Consider the following 20,006-nt stretch of genomic DNA (forward strand, 5'->3'; position numbering starts at 1 on the left):
ATTCACGCTTTATTCAATTTTAAAAGCCTTTTGTAGCAATTACAATGAGGTAGACTGATTACGCCCTAAATTTCTTCTTAACGTCTCTTTAAAGTGTAAAAATTCAAATTTTACACCATTAGGTTTTGTTATCTTAGTGAGTTAATGGGATATAGTCACTAGTAACTATATTCATTGTTTTGTGCATAATTAAACCGCAATCTCAGTAAGTTTAATAACTAAGTATTATGATAATACAAGACATAAAGAAAAAGGAATATCTAATTCTTGAAAAGTCAGGAATTAAAATAGAGGGATATAAAGATAATTCAATTCTACATTTTGAATTAGATCAACCGGAACAGATATTTGGCTTTCGTAAAGAGTTTGATACCACTATTAATCAGATTCCAAATAATATTAGCATTATATTATTTGAAAATGAAACGGCTGAGGAATATAACTTCACAAACATATTTAGACTATCTGCTATTGAAAAAATAGATGATATATTAAGAGTTTCTGTTTCATCTTGGGGAGACGATTTATTACATATAGATTACAAAGATTACGTTTATTATAGAACGATGATTTTAGAAGCACAAACACTTTCATCGCCTCCAATAATTGAATATCTTGAGGAAAAAGGGGTTGAAGACTGCTCCTCCTTATCAATGGTTTTCAAATTTAAAAATGAAAAGGAATCTATTAAAAGTATTTTAGAGGAAGAATTAAAACCATTACTAGAAAATCTTGAAAAAATTGTGGATTTACAGATTAATGATTTTAAGTGGAATCTAGATTACGAGAAAAATGAAAAACTATTTTCGCAAGATCTGTTACAGCCCCTTTTTTCGAAAATGGGTTTTGACAAAGTAATATATAATCATGGAACCAAGGAATTTGGCAAAGACTTTATTTTGTCAAGAATTAATGAATTCGGGATCGAGGATTTCTATGGAGTACAAGTTAAAGCTGGAGGGGTAAGTGGAAAAGTTAATTCGCAGATTGATGAACTTATTGGCCAATGTGATGACACATTTAAAATTCCATGGAAAGACATAAAAAGAAATGAATATCCTATTTCAAAACTAATTATTGCTATAAGTGGTAATTTCTCAGAAAATGCAAAAGAGAAGATAAAGTATAAAATCAATGATGTAATTAAGTCTAATATTATATTCTTAGATAAGGATTTAATAATTTCTCTAAACAGAAAACATTTGAAGAAATAACTATGCACAACATTTTGTATAAGTAATGGCAGGCAAAGTGTTAATTATCAAGGTTTGTAGCCCGCTCAAACTGCGTTGCGGTTTGAGCGGAAACTACCACGCACTCTGCCACTACTCATACAATTTACCGTTGTAAAACATTTGAAAATGAGACATATAATCTTGATGATTACATTTGTTTTGGGGATACAAACAACAAATGCTCAAGCCTTATCTGAATCTGACAGCTTGAAAATTACGGCAAAAATTGACGATTGGAATAAATCTTGGGAAATTAAAGATGCTGGGTTGGCAGCCAAATGGTATTCTGAAAATGCTGATTTTACAAATGCATTTGGATTTAATCGAATTGGAAAATCGGAAATTCAAGAATACCTAACTGAAGTGTTCGGGTTTGATTTTGTAATGGCAGGAAAAACGGAACAAACCACATTAAAACTTAAAAAAATAGGTGATAATGCTATTTTAGTAATTACTACAGTCGAACGAAAAGGTCAGAAATCATCAGATGACAAAGACTTGGGAACTAGAAAAACTTCACATTATCGAATATTTGAAAAAACTAATGATTGGTTTATTACAGCACATCTAATATCTGACGCAAGAAGTATTACAACTGAAAAACACTAAAAACGTTTTCACTAACATATATAATCATTACTATTGCAGGCTCTCCGAGAGGTTGGTGAGTATTTGCGAAGATTGCCAAATTGTTGATTTTGGTTTGTGTATCATCCGAAAAATCAACGGCTATTTGCACACTACGTTTTATATGCACCACCGTGACCGGGCTTTTAAAATTTAGATATAATGAAAAAGAGTTTGAACGAACTGACCAAAGAAGATTGGAACGAACTTTTTCCGATTGAATTGGAAGATCACAATCCGATGTGGAAAGAAAGCTATGAAAAAGAGAAAGATCGAATAGTTGAAAAAGTAGGAAAAGAAATAATCTTACGAATCGAACACTTTGGAAGTTCATCGATTCCGGGCATAAAATCAAAACCATACATCGATTTAATGCTTGAAATACCGGCGGAATTATTATTCGACGAAAATCTCATCGCAAAATTTACAGCATTGGGCTATACTTATTTTAAGGTACCTGCGAGGGAAAATATCGATGCGTATATGTCATTTGGGAAAGGATACCGCCCAGACGGAAAAAAAGAGCAGATTTTTCATATTCATATGTGCCCGAGAGAAAATGTCATGTGGAAACAAATTGAGTTTCGAGACTATTTAAACACCAATAATGAAAGAGCCAAACAGTACGAAGATTTGAAAATAGCACTGGCATGTAAATTTAAAAACGACCGAGGTTCCTACGTCTTAGGAAAAACCGATTTTATAAAAGAAACGCTTAAGATGATTAGCGAAAAAGCGAAAACCTAATACATGTGACCGTTCGACAAGCGGGTCTCTAAATAAATATAAAGTTATGTAAATCAATATTTTATTCCCCAATCAGAAGTGGGAAACCCGGTTTTTTGTACCTTAAAACTTTGGTGTAAATTACAAAGTCCTGGTAAACAGCGGTAAATAGAACAAAAAGATAAAATTATGGATATTGATAAGGAAATCACGGCGATTATGACTTCTGTAGTATTGGTGGTACTTCTGATCATTCTATACAGCGTGTTTACTGCATATAAAGCTAAAAAGGAAGCTGTGGCTCATAAAAGTTCGAAGAATATAGGAGAATAAATTAATCCACCGTTAAGAATAATAACCGGTGCACAGCTCTGGTCGACGGAATAATGAATCAATATAAACCGCTATACAGCGGTTTTTTTATTTTCCGCTTAGAAGGGAAAATTAATTTTACTACCACTTTTAAGAAAGACTGCAGAACACCGACAGTTTTTTTACTAACTTGTATATTGGGCACAAATAACTAAATCGGATTGAACTTTACCGTTGACACTTATTAAATTATAGAATGAAAAAAAATATCGTATTTATTGGGAAAAGCATAGATGGTTTTATAGCCGGAAAAAATGGAGAACTCGATTGGTTAAATGCTATTCCAAACCCCGAAAAAAATGATATGGGGTTCTTTGCATTAATGGATGAAATTGATGCTATAGTCATGGGAAGAACAACTTTCGATACCGTTTGTAACTTTAAAGGGGAATGGCCCTATAAAAAACATGTTTTTGTGTTGAGCAATTCATTAAAGAGCATTCCCGAAAAATTGAGGGAAAAAGTTACACTACTAAACGGAAATGAAAAAGAAATTCTTTCCAACATCCATACAAAGGGGTACAATATGTTATATATCGATGGCGGAAGAACAGTACAGAATTTCTTAAAGCAAGATTTGATCGACGAACTTCGAATTTCTACCCTCCCCATACTCCTTGGTGACGGAATTTCTTTGTTTGATATTTTACCGAAACCACTGGAGTTTGATCATGTAAAAACAGAAGTGTTTCTTGACCAAATAGTTCAAAGCCATTACAAGCGAAAGAAATAATAGTCGCTGAAGCCAACCTTAATCGATCACCAGCTACTAACATGGCAGCCACAATCTTATATAACAGTCATTTGATAATAATATGTAACGATGAATTTCTTTGACGAAAATCCCTATTTTTAATCCAACAACCGGGCCAGGCACCTTGAAGCTTGTGTACGTCGGGCAAATTACAGTAGATAGCCTTGGCCGAGACGGTTTTGTCATATAAGAAAAAAATAAAATGAAAGCAGCAGTTTACGATACGTACGGCCCACCAAATGTTCTTAAGTTAACGGAGGTAGAAAAGCCAAAGCCCAAAGACAATGAGATTCTAGTGAAAATACATGCGGCGACCGTTACTTCCGGAGATGTGAGACTTCGCAGTTCTGATTTCCCTCCTTTATTTTGGCTTCCGGCAAGACTCATTTTTGGATTATTTAGACCTAAAAAGAAAATTTTGGGCCATGAGCTGGCCGGGGTGGTTGAGGGAAAAGGGAAGAACGTTACAAAATTTAATATTGGGGATAGTGTATTTGGTACGACGACAATGCTAAAAACGGGTTCCTATGCCGAATACATCTGCGTACCTCAAGATTGGAAACATGGCGTTATTGATTTAAAACCTGCAAACCTAAATTTCCAAGAAGCTGCTGCCTTACCTATAGGAGGAATGACTGCGCTCTATTTATTGGAAAAAGCAAAGATGACCAGTGGACAGAAAGTATTAATTTATGGTGCATCGGGAAGTGTTGGTAGTTATGCCGCTCAATTTGCAAAACAGCAGGGGGCGGCTGTTATGGCCGTATGCAGTAAACCAAATTTTGATATGGTCAGATCTCTAGGGGCCGATGATTTGACCGACTATAAAACTGAAGACTATTCTTTGCTTAAAGATAAATTCGATATTGTTTTTGATGCCGTTGGCAAAACAACCAAATCGAAAGCGAAAAAAGTGATGAATAAAGAAGGTGTCTTTATTTCGGTTAAAATGCTTACTAAAGAAAAAAGTGAGCACTTGAAAAAAATAGCGGCGTTAGCCGAAGAAAAAAAACTAAGACCCTTTATCGACAAATGTTTTCCGCTAGAAGAAATTGTAAATGCACATGAATATGTAGATACGGGACATAAAAGAGGAAATGTAGTAATTGCAATAGCAAGGTAAAATGAAAAACACCGGCAGGCATAAGCAATATGTAAATGACCGTTTTTAGCAGTCTCACTTATGAACACACCTTTTAAAATCCAATTACCCTTATACATGATGGTATGCGTAAAATAGACCCTCTTGTCCCGTTTTATTTTGACTTGGCTATTTCTGGTCAAGAATCAAGTCCACCAGTTGTATTTAAAGAAGTTTCCGGTATAAGCATGGAGATGAACACAGAAGATATTGTCAAAGGGGGTCAAAACAGGTTTCAGGACAGCGTACCAACCTCGGCGAAATTCTCTAATTTGATATTAAAGAGAGGGTTGATGCCCCAAAATTCGGGGATTGCCATGTGGTGTTCAGAATCGTTCTCGGCCCGGTTAGACGCTGCCATAAAAACAAATTCGATTACAGTAAGGTTATTAAACGGAAACGGCAATCCATTAAAATCGTGGCTTTTTGTAAACTCGTGGCCAATAAAATGGGCTGTTTCAGAATTTGATTCGATGAATAATGAAATGGTAATAGACCACATAGAATTTTCATACAGCTACTTCAATAGACTGAATGCCGCCGGTGACTTGCCGAATAATTTTAATCTTTAAAATACTAGTTAGGTTTCAATTGCTTTAACATCCCGAGATGAAAGCCATTTATGGGTTCCAAATTGTCCATACGAGCTGTATCTTTTACTATCTTCGAAACCATGAATAAAATTGATATTCGTACCGTTGATGTCATTCAATATATCAAACCTTTACGTGAGGGAGGTTCGCTACCCGCTATCGTCAAAGCCGATGATGAATTTCTTTATGTGCTAAAATTTCGGGGTGCCGGTCAAGGAAAAAGAGCATTGATTGCTGAACTTCTCGGGGGCGAACTTGCACGGGCCATTGGTCTGAAGGTGCCCGAAATCGTCTTTATGAATCTTGATGATTCTTTTAGTAAGACCGAACCTGATGAAGAAATTCAAGACTTGTTAAAGTTTAGTGTCGGCCTTAACTTGGGGCTTCATTTTTTATCGGGCGCCATTGTTTACGATCCCCTGGTCTCGATAGCTGATGCTATGACTGCTTCAAAGGTGGTGGTATTGGATAGTATGATTAGCAATATTGACCGAACCGCAAAAAATACCAATTTATTAAATTGGCATAAAGAATTATGGCTTATCGATCATGGGTCAAGCTTTTATTTTCATCATAACTGGGAAACATGGAGAACACACCTAAATCGAACATTTCCTGCAATAAAAGATCATGTGCTTTTAGATCGTGCCGCACATTTGACCGAAGCCGCACTTGAGATTCGGCAGTTGCTCGATGGTGATGGCATAGCGGAGATTGTTTTGAAAATTCCCGATGACTGGTTATTTGATGCGTCACTGGCAATGACAGTTGATGAAATGCGGGCAGCTTATATTGAATTTATTGGGACGCGACTTTCTAAAATTGATGTACTTGTTAAAGAAGCGGAAGATGCAAGATAGATGTACCTATGAATTTGCGATTATTAGAATAGTCCCGAAAGTAGAACGGGAAGAGTTTTTTAATGTAGGCGCTATACTTTTTTCTAAACGGAAAAAGTTTCTGGGTATGAAATTTGAGATTAATCAATCGCGTCTAGATGCTTTTTCAAAGGAACTTGACATCAATACGCTCAATACCTACTTACAAGCGTGGAAAATGGTTTGTGAGGGAGAGCGTCAAGGGGGAGCCATCGGAAAAATGGATTTAGCCTCTAGATTCCGCTGGCTGACCGCCTCTCGAAGTACCATTATTCAGAGTTCGAATACACACCCAGGGCTATGTCTGGATCCCGAAAAGGAATTGGCAGACCTTTTTCAGAAGTATGTATTATGATTTCGAGCTGCCACGTAATAGATATGGATGCTTTGAAGCTGTAAAAATCAAAAAATTGAATAAAGACTAGCCATTTCTTATTAATCTTTGTAAAAGAAAACGAGCAAAAACTATGAGTTGGATAATTTTAATTGTTGCAGGGCTGTTCGAGGTCGCATTTGCTTCCTGTTTGGGCAAAGCAAAGGAAGCAACAGGTAACGATGTGTACTGGTGGTATGGCGGGTTTTTAATCTGCCTGGCCTTGAGCATGTTGCTGCTGATAAAGGCCACCCAGGAATTGCCCATCGGTACGGCCTATGCCGTTTGGACGGGTATTGGGGCGGTCGGCACCGTTTTAATGGGCATCTTTGTGTTTAAAGACCCCGCAAGTTTCTGGAGAATTTTCTTTATTGCAACCCTCATCGGATCGATTGTCGGCTTAAAGACGGTCTCTCACTAAAGTTTAAACGAATGTACCGCGTGTTTTATTCAAGTTGATTGGTGTTTACGATTGAAGAATGAAGTTCAAATTTGATGGTGACGTATGAGAAAACCTAACAGAAGAAATACGTTATTGGTTTTTTTCGAGATAGCATTTTTGGTGCTTATCGTTTCGCCACATGGCTATGCTCAAAAGTTTGAAAGATTTTCCAATAAAGAAGGGTTTAACCAGAATACCATATATACCATTGAACAAGACCAATATGGCTATTTGTGGTATGGTACGCCCAATGGCCTGATACGATATGATGGCTATGAATTTAAAAGCTATACCACACAGTCGAATACCGACGGAAATATTCTTAGCAATTTTATTACATACTTGTACAATGATGCGAATGGCATATTGTGGATTGGTACCAATCTGGGTCTAAATGTATATGTTCCCTCCCTGGAGAAATTCTATACGGTTCCGCTGTCGAATAAGTTGCATATTGGCACTATTGATTCAGGGCCGAATGGTCAAATTTGGTTCTCGGGAAAGAACGAACTATATGTTTGTGAACTGAAGAACGTAGAAAGTGGAATTTTTAATATTTCCGGTAATCTCTTCAAATCGCTATCCGATAGGGGAAGCATAAATGATTTTAACTTTAAAGATGACCGGTCAGTTTTGTTGGCAACCTCCAAAGGACTGAGCCAATTAACGTTGCATTCAACAAGCACGAATGGCTTTCCTGATATTAAAACCTCTTTTGTTTTTGAAGATTTTGAAAATAAGATTGTTACTGAGATTTTAAATAAAAAAGGCATTTTTTGGATAAGAACCGGAGATGGATTGTATAAGACAACTTTTGAAGAAGACAAGGTACACGTAATCGACACATTTAAGCATTTGGGAAGCCCTGAATCGCTCGATTCTGAGTTTGTGATCAAGACACTTTTTGAAGATAATTCTGGTGCTATATGGGTCGGTACAAAAAACGACGGACTCTTTAAGTACGAGCAAGAAGGTGATTATTTCAAACACTTTACTTACGACCCGGAAAATAGTGCTGGTTTAAGCAGCCAACATATCAATGCCATTTATCAAGATGACTTTGATGTTTTATGGATCGGTACGGCTCAAGCAGGGATAAATAAATTAGACCTGACCCAAAAGAGGTTTGTCAGCTATTCCCATAACCCTTATGAGAAAGGTTCATTGTTCGATAATTTACTTATGGCAATTCTTGAAGACAGCGAAGGTAGATTGTGGATGTCGGGTTATAATAAAGCTTTGTTTAGAAGCACTACCGCGGTCAACGATGCTACGGTAGATAAACTTGAGTTTGAAAATTTAGATGATAAGTTGTCCTTGGCTAATAATGATGTTGTTCGGTCCATCTATGAAGATAAAAGAGGCTATATATGGATTGGAACCGATTTAAAGATAGTTGTTTTTAATCCGTCGACTCACCAATTCAAAGAGGTCGCCCTAGAAATGAATGATGACCGGCCTGGAATTGAAAAGGTGCGAAAAGTTTACCAAATTGATGAAAATAACGTGCTTTTGGCAGGAACTCAAATTGCTGTAATAGCCGATCCTTGGCCTGCAATAAACGAAAACAGCAAACCACATTTAAAGGTAAAGTCTAGCTTAGATTTAAAGTCTGAAAATGTTCAGGCACTACTTGAAGTTAATAGAGGTTCTTTTTGGTTCGGGACCAACAAAGGCTTGCTACACGGAAATTTTGATGGAAGAACAATTACAATAGATCAAAAAATTTCTGAGGAAGCCACTAATGGAATAAAGTTGACATATCGCAATGTTTTTTCACTTCTTCAAGATGAAGCTGGTGCTATTTGGGTGGGTACTTTTGGCGGTGGGCTTAATAAAATGTCGTTGGATGCTCAAGGTGTTCCCGTAAAAATGGAGTACTTCAGAAAAAACGACTTTTTACCCGACGATGCAATATATGGTATTTTACAAGAAGCGGAAGATTATCTTTGGATGAGTACCGACATGGGGCTGATCCGATTTTATCTTCCTGATAATACCATTGACGTATTTGATGTTCGCGACGGTCTTCCGCAGAATAATTTTCGGCAAGGTGCTTTTTTTAAGGGGAAATCGGGATATTTCTATTTTGGAGGATTGAATGGCCTGACTGTTTTCAAGCCGGAAGAAATTATATTGAATACCCAACCACCCGAGATTTTGATTACTGACCTTTTGGTCAATAATAAATCGGTAACCATTGGCGAAGAATTAAATAATGATGTGGTGCTCGAGAAGTCTATCTCGGAGACCGAAAGTATCGCGATAAGTCAGAAGCAACAAATAATAGCTTTTAATTTAGCGGTAGAACATACTTCGACACCATCGAAAAACAGGTTGGCATACAAGCTTGAAGGTTTTAACGATACCTGGGTAGAAGAAAACACGGGTAAAACAACGGTCACGTACACCAATCTTTCCGCGGGAAGCTATGTTTTTAAGGTAAAAGCAGCCAATGGTGATGGCATCTGGAATACAAAGGCGAAAGTTTTGCATGTAGAAATATTGCCGCCATGGTATCAAACTTGGTGGAGTTATCTTTTGTTTACATTTCTGGTAGTTGGTGCCGGTATAGGCGTAGTCGTTTATTTTTCGCAACACGAAAAATTAAAACAGCGCCTTAAATATGAGAAGTTGGATAAAGAAAGACAAGATACGATCAATCAGGGCAAGTTCCGTTATTTTACAAACCTGTCGCATGAATTTAGAACGCCTTTGACCTTGATAGCCGGACCCTTGGAGTATATGATTTCCCATAATTCAGACGCCGGAAACAATAAATATTTAGAAATAATACGAAAGAATACGAAAAGGCTGCTGAGTTTGGTAGATCAATTAATTACATTTCGTCAAGCCGAACAAGGGCATCTCAATTTACAATTGAACAAAGATACCTTGGGTGGTTTTATATACCCTACAACTGAAGGGTTCGAGAATTATGCTGTTGAAAAAGATATTAACTTCTACTATAAAGTGAGTACGCCCGATGAAGAAATTGTTATCGACGTAGAAAAAACGGAACGTATTATTTTCAATTTACTTTCCAATTCTTTTAAGAATACTCCCCCAAAAGGTAGCATCAGTGTTGAATCGAAAATCACTTTCGACTCCGGTCAAAAGATGATCCATGTCGATGTTATAGATAACGGCAAGGGTATTCCAAAAAAAGATTTGGAAAATATTTTCGAACGCTTTTATCAATTGGGAAATAAATCGGGAAGTGTTAGTGGCGGTGGAATTGGCCTGTCTTTCTGCAAATCATTGGTTACATTATTGGGCGGTGAAATTTCGGTAGCTAGTGAACCTGGTATAGAAACACGTTTCTCCGTGGCAATACCTTCAAAACCGATTGCCGAACACGGGATCGACGGCATTAGTCGTTCTGAAAAATCCTTTATAAAAGATTGGATTCCCTTAGCGCCCGATATCATACAGGAGAATTTGACGGCCCCTGTAAATAGAGTGACCAAAGAATATACTATTTTGATAGTTGAAAACGAGGTAGATGTTCAGACATTTCTAATAAGTACATTATCTCAAAAGTATAATATTATCATAGCAAATAATGGCGTAGAAGGACTGGAAAAAATTAAACAAAAAGAGCCCGATTTGGTCATTAGTGATGTGATGATGCCTGAGATGGATGGCTTCGAGCTTTGTGAACGCATAAAATCAGATTCCGAATTGAGCCATATCTCCGTCTTGTTATTAACTGCCTTGGGAGATAAGGAAGATGTAATTAAAGGACTTGAATTTGGCGCTGACGAATACATTAGCAAACCTTTTTCCTTGAGGCATCTAGAGCTCCGCATTGAACGGTTGATTCAAAATAAAAAGAAATTGCGTCACTATTTTTCAAAAAATAGTGGACTCCCCAAAGAGGGTCTTGAAATATCGACCAAGGATAAAGAATTTTTGAAAAAGACGATAGAAGCCATTGAAAAAAATATTTCAGACTCTAATTTCGGTGTTGAAGAATTAGCTTTCGAAATAGGCTTGAGCACTTCCCATTTTTATAGACGTTTAAAACAGCTCACGGGGCAAGTTCCCAACGTGTACTTAAGAAACTTCAGGTTGCAAAGAGCAGCCAAACTTTTAAGCAGCAACGAAGGCTTTAATGTTGCTGAGGTGATGTATCAAATAGGTATCGAATCAAATTCATACTTCTCTACTTCCTTTAAAAAATTACACGGTGTCTCCCCTTCGGAGTTTAACAAGAAAAATTAAAGTTTCTTTCTTCGTAGTAAAGTAGCCGACCGGTTTGCTTTTTAACTTGAGATGTGACTACTTTCAGAATATAGCGTATTTCAAATTATCGCTTTTTTAGTTAGGTTTTGTTGATGGTGTGGTGGTATGTCAACGGCTTAAATTACCAAAGAATAAGATTGGTCGAAATAAGCAAAAGTATGGTTGAAAAGAGAAGGTCTACTCCTGTTTCTGTGGTTAGATTTGGCTGAATAATGAATGCGGACCAAAATTCGATTAAGACTTTTGTCAACAAAAACGGTTATTTCTAGAACTCATCAAGTGAATTATATGCCAGTCCTACATAAAAAAATAATGTCGAAGTGTCCAGTTTTTTGGTTGCTTATTTTGGCTATTTACTCTACTGCTGACGGTCAAGTGAGTGTTGCGAGTCATTCCTTATCGAATTTTCAGAAAAAAAGCGGCCCTTCGTGGGTTAAAAGCAAACTTATCAAAAGTGAGGTCTTCAGTGCCCCTGATTTTGAATTCACCGATACTTTTGATGGTCATAGAAAATTTGCGAATATCAAAGGGTTATTTTTCAAGGGGCCCCCCTTCAAAGGAAAACAGACTAAAGTGTTTTGTTGGTACGGTGTCCCTAAAGGACTATCAAAAGGAGTTAAAAGGCCTGCTGTCATTTTAGTTCATGGTGGTGGTGGCACGGCTTTTCCCGAATGGGTAAAAGAGTGGACCGATAGAGGATATATTGCTATTTCAGTGGCTTTGGAAGGCCAGATTCCCGGGGAAAGAGTTATGAATAGTAAAGACGAAAAATTCTGGCCGACTTTTGAATATTCAGGGCCAAGAAGAATAGGTTTTTTCGAAGATGTTGTTTCCGAAAAATTACAGGATCAATGGTTCTACCACGCTGTTGCAGATGTTATGCTGTGCGTTAGTCTGTTAAAGAGCTTTCCGGAAGTAGATACTGCCAAAATAGGCATCACTGGTATTTCTTGGGGAGGTATACTTGCCAATGTAATCACAGGGATCGACAATCGCTTTGCTTTTGCCATACCGGTATACGGCTGTGGATTTTTACAGGAAACACCACACTACAGTGAAATGCTCGGAAAGCTGACCAAAACACAACAGGCATTTTATTTAGATAATTGGGAACCTTCCCTCTATGTGCCATTGCAAAAACAGCCCACACTTTTTGTAAATGGTACAAACGATTTTCATTTTACAATGAACAGCTTTACCAGAACATTCGAAGCATCCCCCAACGAAAAATATTTGTGTGTCGAACATCGTATGAAACACGGGCATCAAGTGGGATGGGCTCCCAAAACAATATATGCTTTTGCCGATTACGTAACGAACCGGGGTGAGGCACCCAGGTTGCCGAAGTTTAAGTCGTTAAATAAAAAAAATGAACTGCTATACAGGTCTCAGGGAAAAGTGGAGCAGGCGTTTCTTTATTATACTACCGATACGGCAGATTGGGGAAGAGATAGTTATGAATGGAAACAGGTTACCGCCCGGTTATCCGATTCTGGCAAAACGATTTCAGCAAGTCTGCCTCCAAAGGCGGTAGCTTACTTTATAAACACAATTGATTCAAGGGAGAGCATTTATAGTTCACCGATGCGATTCGTCAAGAGCGATAATCCTGCTGTACTTGAAGGTTCAAAAAAACACCGACTTGACTAAGTGGTGATACATTTATAATCTAAAACGGACAATGAATTTAAAAAATAGGAAAAAATACCTCGTAGTGCTATTGGTAGCATTGATATTGCAAAGTGGTTTCTTGTTGGCACAAGTGAAGAAAAAAGAAAAAGGAATGGACGAGATGTGGGGCGAACAAAAAAGCCTTGGCGCTGATGCACCAACCTCGAGAACCGCCTTATTTGATGAAGGTAATTATGCTATGTTTATTCATTGGGGACTATACTCCAAAATCGCCAATAAATGGAAAGACAGTACGTATTATGGAATTAGCGAATGGATTATGAATCCGAGAAGGGCAAACATTCCTGTCGAAGAATATAAAGCCGAAGCAAAAAACTTCAATCCCGAGAATTTTAATGCTCTTGCCATCGCCCAACTGGCTAAAGATGCTGGCATGAAATATATCGTTATTACAAGCAAACACCACGATGGTTTTGCCATGTATGATTCCAAAAGCAATGACTTTAATATCGTAAAGGCTACGCCTTTCGCCAGAGACCCTATGAAAGAATTGGCAAAGGCATGCAAAGAACTGGGCTTAGGCTTCGGTTTTTACTACTCGCACAATCAAGATTGGACATTTCCGGGAGGAAACGGGGGGGCGAAAGTCAATAAAAAAGGGAAAGAAGTGGGGTTCGATTACTACTTCGAAAACAAATGCCTTCCGCAGGTAAAGGAAATTGTGACGGAATACGGCGATATCGCAATGGTGTGGTTCGATACACCGGGGGATATGGAAAAAAAATACGTTGAAGAATTGGTGCAAGTAGTTCGAAAACACCAACCCAATGCTATGATTTCAGGGCGGGCAGGTCACGGATTGGGAGATTATAAGTCTTTGGGCGACATGAACATTCCCATTAAGAATATAGCCGGACTTTGGGAGACCGTCGATGTGACCAATGACTCTTGGGGCTATGCCTGGTATGACGAAAATTGGAAAAGTCCCAAACGAATTTTGAAGAGTGTGATTTCGACAGTGGCCAGAGGGGGTACCTATATGTTAAATGTCGGCCCGGCACCCGACGGTACGATTCCTATTGTAGCCCAACAATCTTTAAGGGCTTCGGGGGATTGGATAGAGCGATATCCGCAAGTGGTTTATAAGGCGAGCGCTTCACCCTGGGGCCATGCCTTGCCTTGGGGTGATGTTACGGTGTCATCCGATGGTAAATTAAATCTTTGTGTCTATCAATGGCCCCTGGATGGTAAATTGTGGCTTCCGGGCTTAAAGAACAAAATTAAATCAGCAAAGCTGCTTGACGATGGAAAAGCTTTGCAATTGGATACCAGTAAAAATGGAGATTGGGTAAGTTTGGAACTTCCAATAAAACGTCCTGAAAAAACCGTATCGGTAATAGAATTGGATATCGTTGGGCAAGCAGATGTTATGATTTCCAATAGTATTGATCCAGTATTTCCTACGATACTTCCAGTAGATTTCGCCACGGCAAAAAGTGCTGAGATAGCAGAAAAAAAATGGATGGAAAAATTTGGGGAATGGAAACATATTGAACAGGCCCAAGATTGGGAAAGTGAGGGCAAGGTGACTTGGGAAATAGAAGTAATGGAACCCGGCTATTACCAAACGGAACTCAATTATGCCGGAGAAGGTCGTTTGGTTTGGAATATTACTTCAGATGAAGAAGCGGTTGTTCAGAATCAACAGAATTCATCTGCTGTTTATAATTACTATGAAATGGGACTCTTGAAATTTGAAAAGCCTGGAAAACATACAATTACCGTTTCCTTGGTAGACGGAAATAGGAAGGGCGCCAGTCTCAAAGAAATACGATTAACGCCTGAAGAGAGTATGGAGTAAGCCGTTATTGAAATATATGGGTAAAAGTTTGTAGGTTTGAGAGCTAAATATAGCAGAAGAGACAAGAAGGTACTTTAGTGTATACCCGTTTTATGATAAGCAGTTAAAACGGGAGTGCATTCTAAAGCGGAGTTCAATTTCGTAGAAGAAGTGATCATTCAGCCTGCTTAAATAACACGACTAGCAATGATGAAAAACACCTCGATTATAGTAGTATTTATTTCCCTTTTATTCAATATTACGATTGCTTTTTCCCAAGAATTAAAGCCATCCAATTTATTTTGCGATAATATGGTTTTGCAACGTGGGATGCCCGTTCCCGTATGGGGAAAAGCAAAGCCGAATGAGAAAATAACGGTAAAATTTGCGGATCAAAGCACCACGACAAAAAGTGGAAAAGATGGTAAGTGGATGGTTAAATTAGCGCCATTGCAAGCGTCGAAAACCCCTAGGGAAATGATTATTTCCGGAAATACCGAAATAGTCTTGTCCAATGTGGTCGTTGGTGAGGTATGGATATGTTCGGGACAATCGAACATGCAATTTTCGGCTGCCAATGTTCCCGAATTGGAAGCGTTGTTGCCCATTGCCAAAAACATAAGAAGTTTTGAAGTGAAGCGAACGGTTTCCTTTAAAGAAGAAGACAATGTCATCGGAAAATGGGCCGCTATTCCCCCAAGTAGCGCTGTTGCATTTGGTTTTGCCTATTTTCTTGAGAAAGCCGAAGAAATTCCCGTGGGAATAATACATGCTTCTTGGGGCAGTTCGTCACTTGAAGCTTGGATGCCGCGCGACATGGCCGAAGAATTTCCTTATTTTAAGGATATTATGGATGCTTTTGATGCCGATACGTCGACCCATGATAGCATAAACGCTTCGCTTACTTCTCCCGAAGGTTGGACTAATAAAGAGGATATATTCATGCGCCGACAACCCAATATTCTTTATAATGCGATGATCAAGCCTTTGGTTCCATACGCTTGTAGCGGGTTGGTTTGGTATCAAGGGGAACGCAATACACGGTATATCTCGGGCGTGCCTGAGGTCACCGAAGCCAATTGGTATCATAGGGTCATAGGAATTACGGAATATGGCGATGTGCTAAAATCATGGGTGAGGCGTTATCGAAAAGAATGGAATAACGACAAAATGCATTTCGCCGTTGTCATGCTTCCAGGCTACGGAAAAGGAACTGAAAATAGTCCGGATATCGACCCCAAAAGCCCTACAGCCTTGTCTTGGTCTTGGATGCGGGAGTCGCAATTAAAAGTATTGGATTTGCCCCATACCAGTGTGGCTAACACTATTGATCTTGGTGATGAAACTAATATTCACCCCAAGGATAAGCTTCCGATTGGCGAGAGACTTGCGCTTCTCGCGCAAAAATATGTGCTCAAAAAAGATATTGTTGCCGAAGGGCCTGTTCTAGATGAGGTCAAAACTCATAAGAATACGCTGGTAGTTCATTTTAAAAATGCCAAAGGTTTAAAAACTTTAGATGGAAATGCACCTTCCGGATTCTGGGTTTCCGATGAATCGTTGCAATGGAAAGTTGCCATAGCGAATATAGAAGGTGAAACGGTTATTCTTTCCAGTAATGAAATAAAGCAACCCCGTTACGTGCGTTACGCGTTTGCCGGGAAACCGGATGTGAATTTGGTCAATGGTGTGAATTTGCCGGCATATCCTTTTCGAACGGATGGAGAAATTCCAACTGAATAAGGAGTTTCATTTTTGTAGAGCATCCAACCTGCTTAAAGCCATTGCTGTTATAAAATTATAATGATTAGGATAGTTTGTGATGGGAAAAAGAATCTTGGTTCAATCAAAAAATCATAGTATGGGCAATTTTATCAAGTGTCTTTCAAAGTGCTGCGGGTTTATAATGTGGTTATCAGTGATAACCTTGCAGTCCCAAGGTCAAGATAGTCCTGACCCCTATGCCGAAACTGGACATAATGGTGTTCAAAATGTTGTTGAACCCATAGTGGTAAATAGCAAAGAGGTGAATGTACTTTCAGGTGGTCTTGCGGAGAAAAGTACAAATCTAAAAACTACGGTTCTAAATTTTATGTTCCAATGGATAGAATCCGAGGCTCCTAGTCCATATATAATGAAATGGAGTGTACAATCATCTAAGGCTGAAAGTTTTGAAGTCGTGGCTAGAATCTTTGGGGAAGATGTAAAGGGGATATTAACCAGTAATGGAAAAAGTCATGACTTTACAAGTAATGAAAAAGAGTGGTCTGAATTAAAACTTGGCACTATTGCATTAAAAAAAGGGGTGAACAATTTGCAGTTAAAAATTGAGTCGAACCAAAAGTTCAAACTATCCGCATTGAAGTTAATAGAACCTACTTATGGAGCTCAAATAGATGAAGAAGCACTAAGGTTAAGGCAAAAAGCAGACTGGTTCAAAGACGCCGGTTACGGCTTGATGTTTCAGTGGACCAACCGTGCAACACCGGAAAAAGGAGATGATGTTAAACCATGGGAAGAAAAAGTCAACGATTTTGATGTCGAAAAATTTGTCGATTTAGTTGAAAAATCGGGGGCGGCATATGTCATTTGGTCCATTACTTGGGGGCAACAGTATATTTCTGCGCCTATTCAATCCTTGAACAAAATAATAAAAGACCGAACCACAAAACGCGATTTACTCGGCGAAATGGCTGATCGGCTTTATGAAAAAGGAATTAAACTGATTTTCTATTACCACTACGGTTATGATTGCTATCATTCCAAAGATTCCACTTGGTTGAAGGCTGCAGGGGGATATAAGGCCGATAAAACGGAATTGTACCGAAACATAAATACTATTTTGACCGAGGTCGGTAATCGCTACGGGAAAAAGCTGAACGGATGGTTTTTTGATGGAGCGCAGCGTTATTATGACACACATTTCGATGGTACGGTTGGAGGCATTGCGTCGGCCAATTTTAAAGAAATAAGTCAAGCAGCCAAAACAGGCAATCCACAGCGCTTGATTACCTATAATTCATGGATTTTGCCTAGGGTTACTGAATATCAAGATTATTATGCAGGAGAAGGGCTAAAACAATTTACAGGATTGAAGGATGGTGTCTTTCCTGAAGGAAATTTCAAGGGACTGCAGGCGCATACCTGTTTCCCCCTTGAAAAGAGATGGGGGCATATTGATAAAAATACCAAAATTAGTGCACCAAAATATTCGGTTGAAGAACTTGCCGGAAGAATCAGACATGCACGAGAAAATCGGTATCCACTTTCCATAAATCTTGAAATGTACGAAGACGGTTCTGTATCACCTGCATCGCTTAAGCTATTGCAGAAAGTTCGTAAGATGATACCTGAGGAATAACTATTGAAAAAATTAATTTTAAAAAAGATGATGCATTTGTCAAAACATTTTATTGGAGCTTTATTATTGTTGTTTTCAATTGCCACGTCGGCCCAAAGCGTTAAAAAACCTAATATCATCATCATATACACCGATGACCAGGGTTATGGTGATGTAAGCGCTCTTAACCCTGATGCGAAATTCAAAACACCCAATATGGACAAATTGGCCAACGAGGGAATAATTTTTACCGATGGCCATAGTAGCGATGCCGTGTGTACCCCATCTAGGTATTCTTTGTTAACAGGGCGTTATAGTTGGCGTACATCGTTAAAAAAAGGAGTTTTAGGCGCCGATGGACCTTGTTTGATCGAGAAGGATAGGATGACCATTGCCTCTTTATTGCAAAAAAATGGCTATAACACGGCCATGGTAGGAAAATGGCATCTTCAAATGCAGTTTGAAGGAAGTTTGGGTAAAGACCGTGATTGGTCAAAGCCATTTAGCGATGGACCTATTGACAAGGGCTTTGATTATTTTTTCGGCATTCCCGCCTCTATGAATTATGGTATTCTAACCTATTTGGAAAATGATAGGGTTTTGGACCCACCGGTTTTATGGACTAAAAAGAAAGATGACAACAACCCTCGTACGTTCAGCGACACTATTACCCCAAAGGGTTATAGAATGACGCCTCCCTATGAGAATCAACCTAAGAAAGGTTCAAACGGGTGGGTCGAAGTAGCAGCATCGTTTAATGATGAACTGGTGTTGCAGACATTTGCCAAGAAGGCCGTGGAATATATAGCCGATGCCGCAAGTGAAGCCAAAGAAGGGAAGCCCTTTTTTTTATACTTGCCCTTGACAAGTCCACACTTACCACATTGCACGCATCCCGATTTTCAAGGGCGTAGCGACTGTGGTAACTATGGTGATTTTATGGAAGAAACCGACTTTAGGGTAGGGCAGGTACTTGATGCTTTAAAAGCCAATGGTATCGATGACAATACATTGGTCATTTTTTCTTCGGATAATGGTGCAGAAACCAACTATGTTTATCAACGAGAAGAGTATGGACATTATAGTAGCCTGAATTTTAAGGGCGGTAAGCGAGACATATACGAAGGAGGGCACCGCGTACCATTTTTGATGCGTTGGCCCAATATGATCGAAGCAGGGAGAAAAGCAAATGTGCCAGTTTGCCAGACTGACTATTTTGCCACTATAGCCGATATCATTGGAGTAAAGTTTCCTGATAATGCAGGTGAGGATAGTTATAGTCTCTTGCCAATACTGAAAGGGGAAAGTTATGATGAAGCGGTTAGGGGGCCGGTTATCCATCATTCCGTATCGGGCCATTTTGCTATTCGCGATGGAAAATGGAAATTGAATATGTTACGCGGTTCGGGAGGTTCTTTAAAACCTAGAATTATTGAACCTTTAAAAGGTGAGGCAATCTTTGAACTTTATAATATTGAAGAAGATCCAGGGGAAACGACGAACTTATATTTTGAATATCCCAATGAAGTGAGAAAGCTTACCCAAAAAATAACTAGAATTATTAGTGAGGGGAGAACAACACCCGGTGCACCCCAAGAGTACGTCAAAAAGAATTGGGTGATGCCCGAATGGTTCAAATCGTAGTTAAAATACTTCTAAAGATTATCAATTGCCCAATTTCTTCAATTTTGGGTGAAACAAGCAAAAAAAAGATCGAACAGAGAAATACCGTTTTAGGCTTGGTCTGTAGGTTTGTCCAATAACTGTGTTAGTAGTTGGTCATGGCCCGCACATCGGTCGATGTC

Annotated in this window: 16 protein-coding genes; all 16 read left to right on the forward strand. The window is 38.7% G+C overall.

Annotated elements, in window-relative coordinates; all coding sequences use genetic code 11:
- Positions 1-227: 227 nt before the first annotated feature.
- A complete protein-coding gene (locus AACZ88_RS14470) occupies positions 228-1,214 on the forward strand; it encodes a hypothetical protein (RefSeq protein WP_339711621.1) in 987 nt (328 codons plus the stop codon).
- Positions 1,215-1,379: 165 nt separating this feature from the next.
- Entirely contained in the window at positions 1,380-1,844 is a 465-nt protein-coding gene (locus tag AACZ88_RS14475) for a hypothetical protein (protein ID WP_339711623.1), read from the forward strand.
- Positions 1,845-2,024: 180 nt separating this feature from the next.
- On the forward strand, positions 2,025-2,609 hold the full coding sequence (locus tag AACZ88_RS14480) for a GrpB family protein (protein WP_339711625.1): 585 nt from the start codon (positions 2,025-2,027) through the stop codon (positions 2,607-2,609).
- Between the two features lie 168 nt (positions 2,610-2,777).
- Positions 2,778-2,921 (forward strand): hypothetical protein, encoded by a 144-nt coding sequence (locus AACZ88_RS14485; RefSeq protein ID WP_339711627.1) that lies wholly within the window; start codon positions 2,778-2,780, stop codon positions 2,919-2,921.
- A gap of 235 nt (positions 2,922-3,156) precedes the next feature.
- Entirely contained in the window at positions 3,157-3,693 is a 537-nt protein-coding gene (locus tag AACZ88_RS14490) for a dihydrofolate reductase family protein (protein ID WP_339711628.1), read from the forward strand.
- A 223-nt stretch (positions 3,694-3,916) separates the two neighbouring features.
- A complete protein-coding gene (locus AACZ88_RS14495) occupies positions 3,917-4,837 on the forward strand; it encodes an NAD(P)-dependent alcohol dehydrogenase (RefSeq protein ID WP_339711629.1) in 921 nt (306 codons plus the stop codon).
- A gap of 104 nt (positions 4,838-4,941) precedes the next feature.
- Positions 4,942-5,427, forward strand: a complete 486-nt coding sequence (locus AACZ88_RS14500) for a phage tail protein (protein WP_339711630.1) — start codon at positions 4,942-4,944, stop codon at positions 5,425-5,427.
- 101 nt (positions 5,428-5,528) lie between these two features.
- A complete protein-coding gene (locus AACZ88_RS14505; RefSeq protein ID WP_339711632.1) occupies positions 5,529-6,308 on the forward strand; it encodes a HipA family kinase in 780 nt (259 codons plus the stop codon).
- Positions 6,298-6,681 carry a DUF3037 domain-containing protein gene (locus AACZ88_RS14510; RefSeq protein ID WP_339711634.1) on the forward strand — a complete coding sequence of 128 codons (384 nt, stop codon included), beginning with the start codon at positions 6,298-6,300 and terminating at the stop codon, positions 6,679-6,681. Before AACZ88_RS14505 ends, AACZ88_RS14510 begins: the two co-directional genes overlap by 11 nt.
- Positions 6,682-6,793: 112 nt before the next feature.
- Entirely contained in the window at positions 6,794-7,120 is a 327-nt protein-coding gene (locus tag AACZ88_RS14515; RefSeq protein ID WP_339711636.1) for a multidrug efflux SMR transporter, read from the forward strand.
- An 84-nt stretch (positions 7,121-7,204) separates the two neighbouring features.
- On the forward strand, positions 7,205-11,368 hold the full coding sequence (locus AACZ88_RS14520; RefSeq protein WP_339711638.1) for a two-component regulator propeller domain-containing protein: 4,164 nt from the start codon (positions 7,205-7,207) through the stop codon (positions 11,366-11,368).
- Between the two features lie 333 nt (positions 11,369-11,701).
- On the forward strand, positions 11,702-13,039 hold the full coding sequence (locus AACZ88_RS14525; protein WP_339711639.1) for an acetylxylan esterase: 1,338 nt from the start codon (positions 11,702-11,704) through the stop codon (positions 13,037-13,039).
- A gap of 31 nt (positions 13,040-13,070) precedes the next feature.
- Positions 13,071-14,882 carry an alpha-L-fucosidase gene (locus AACZ88_RS14530; RefSeq protein ID WP_339711641.1) on the forward strand — a complete coding sequence of 604 codons (1,812 nt, stop codon included), beginning with the start codon at positions 13,071-13,073 and terminating at the stop codon, positions 14,880-14,882.
- Between the two features lie 186 nt (positions 14,883-15,068).
- Positions 15,069-16,604: a hypothetical protein gene (locus tag AACZ88_RS14535; RefSeq protein WP_339711642.1), complete on the forward strand. Its 1,536-nt coding sequence runs from the start codon at positions 15,069-15,071 to the stop codon at positions 16,602-16,604.
- Between the two features lie 118 nt (positions 16,605-16,722).
- Positions 16,723-18,222, forward strand: coding sequence for an alpha-L-fucosidase (locus tag AACZ88_RS14540; RefSeq protein ID WP_339711644.1), 1,500 nt, complete (start codon positions 16,723-16,725; stop codon positions 18,220-18,222).
- Between the two features lie 27 nt (positions 18,223-18,249).
- Positions 18,250-19,845, forward strand: coding sequence for an arylsulfatase (locus tag AACZ88_RS14545; protein ID WP_339711646.1), 1,596 nt, complete (start codon positions 18,250-18,252; stop codon positions 19,843-19,845).
- Positions 19,846-20,006: the final 161 nt, after the last annotated feature.

The sequence above is a fragment of the uncultured Kriegella sp. genome (assembly GCF_963975415.1).
Lineage (GTDB): Bacteria > Bacteroidota > Bacteroidia > Flavobacteriales > Flavobacteriaceae > Kriegella.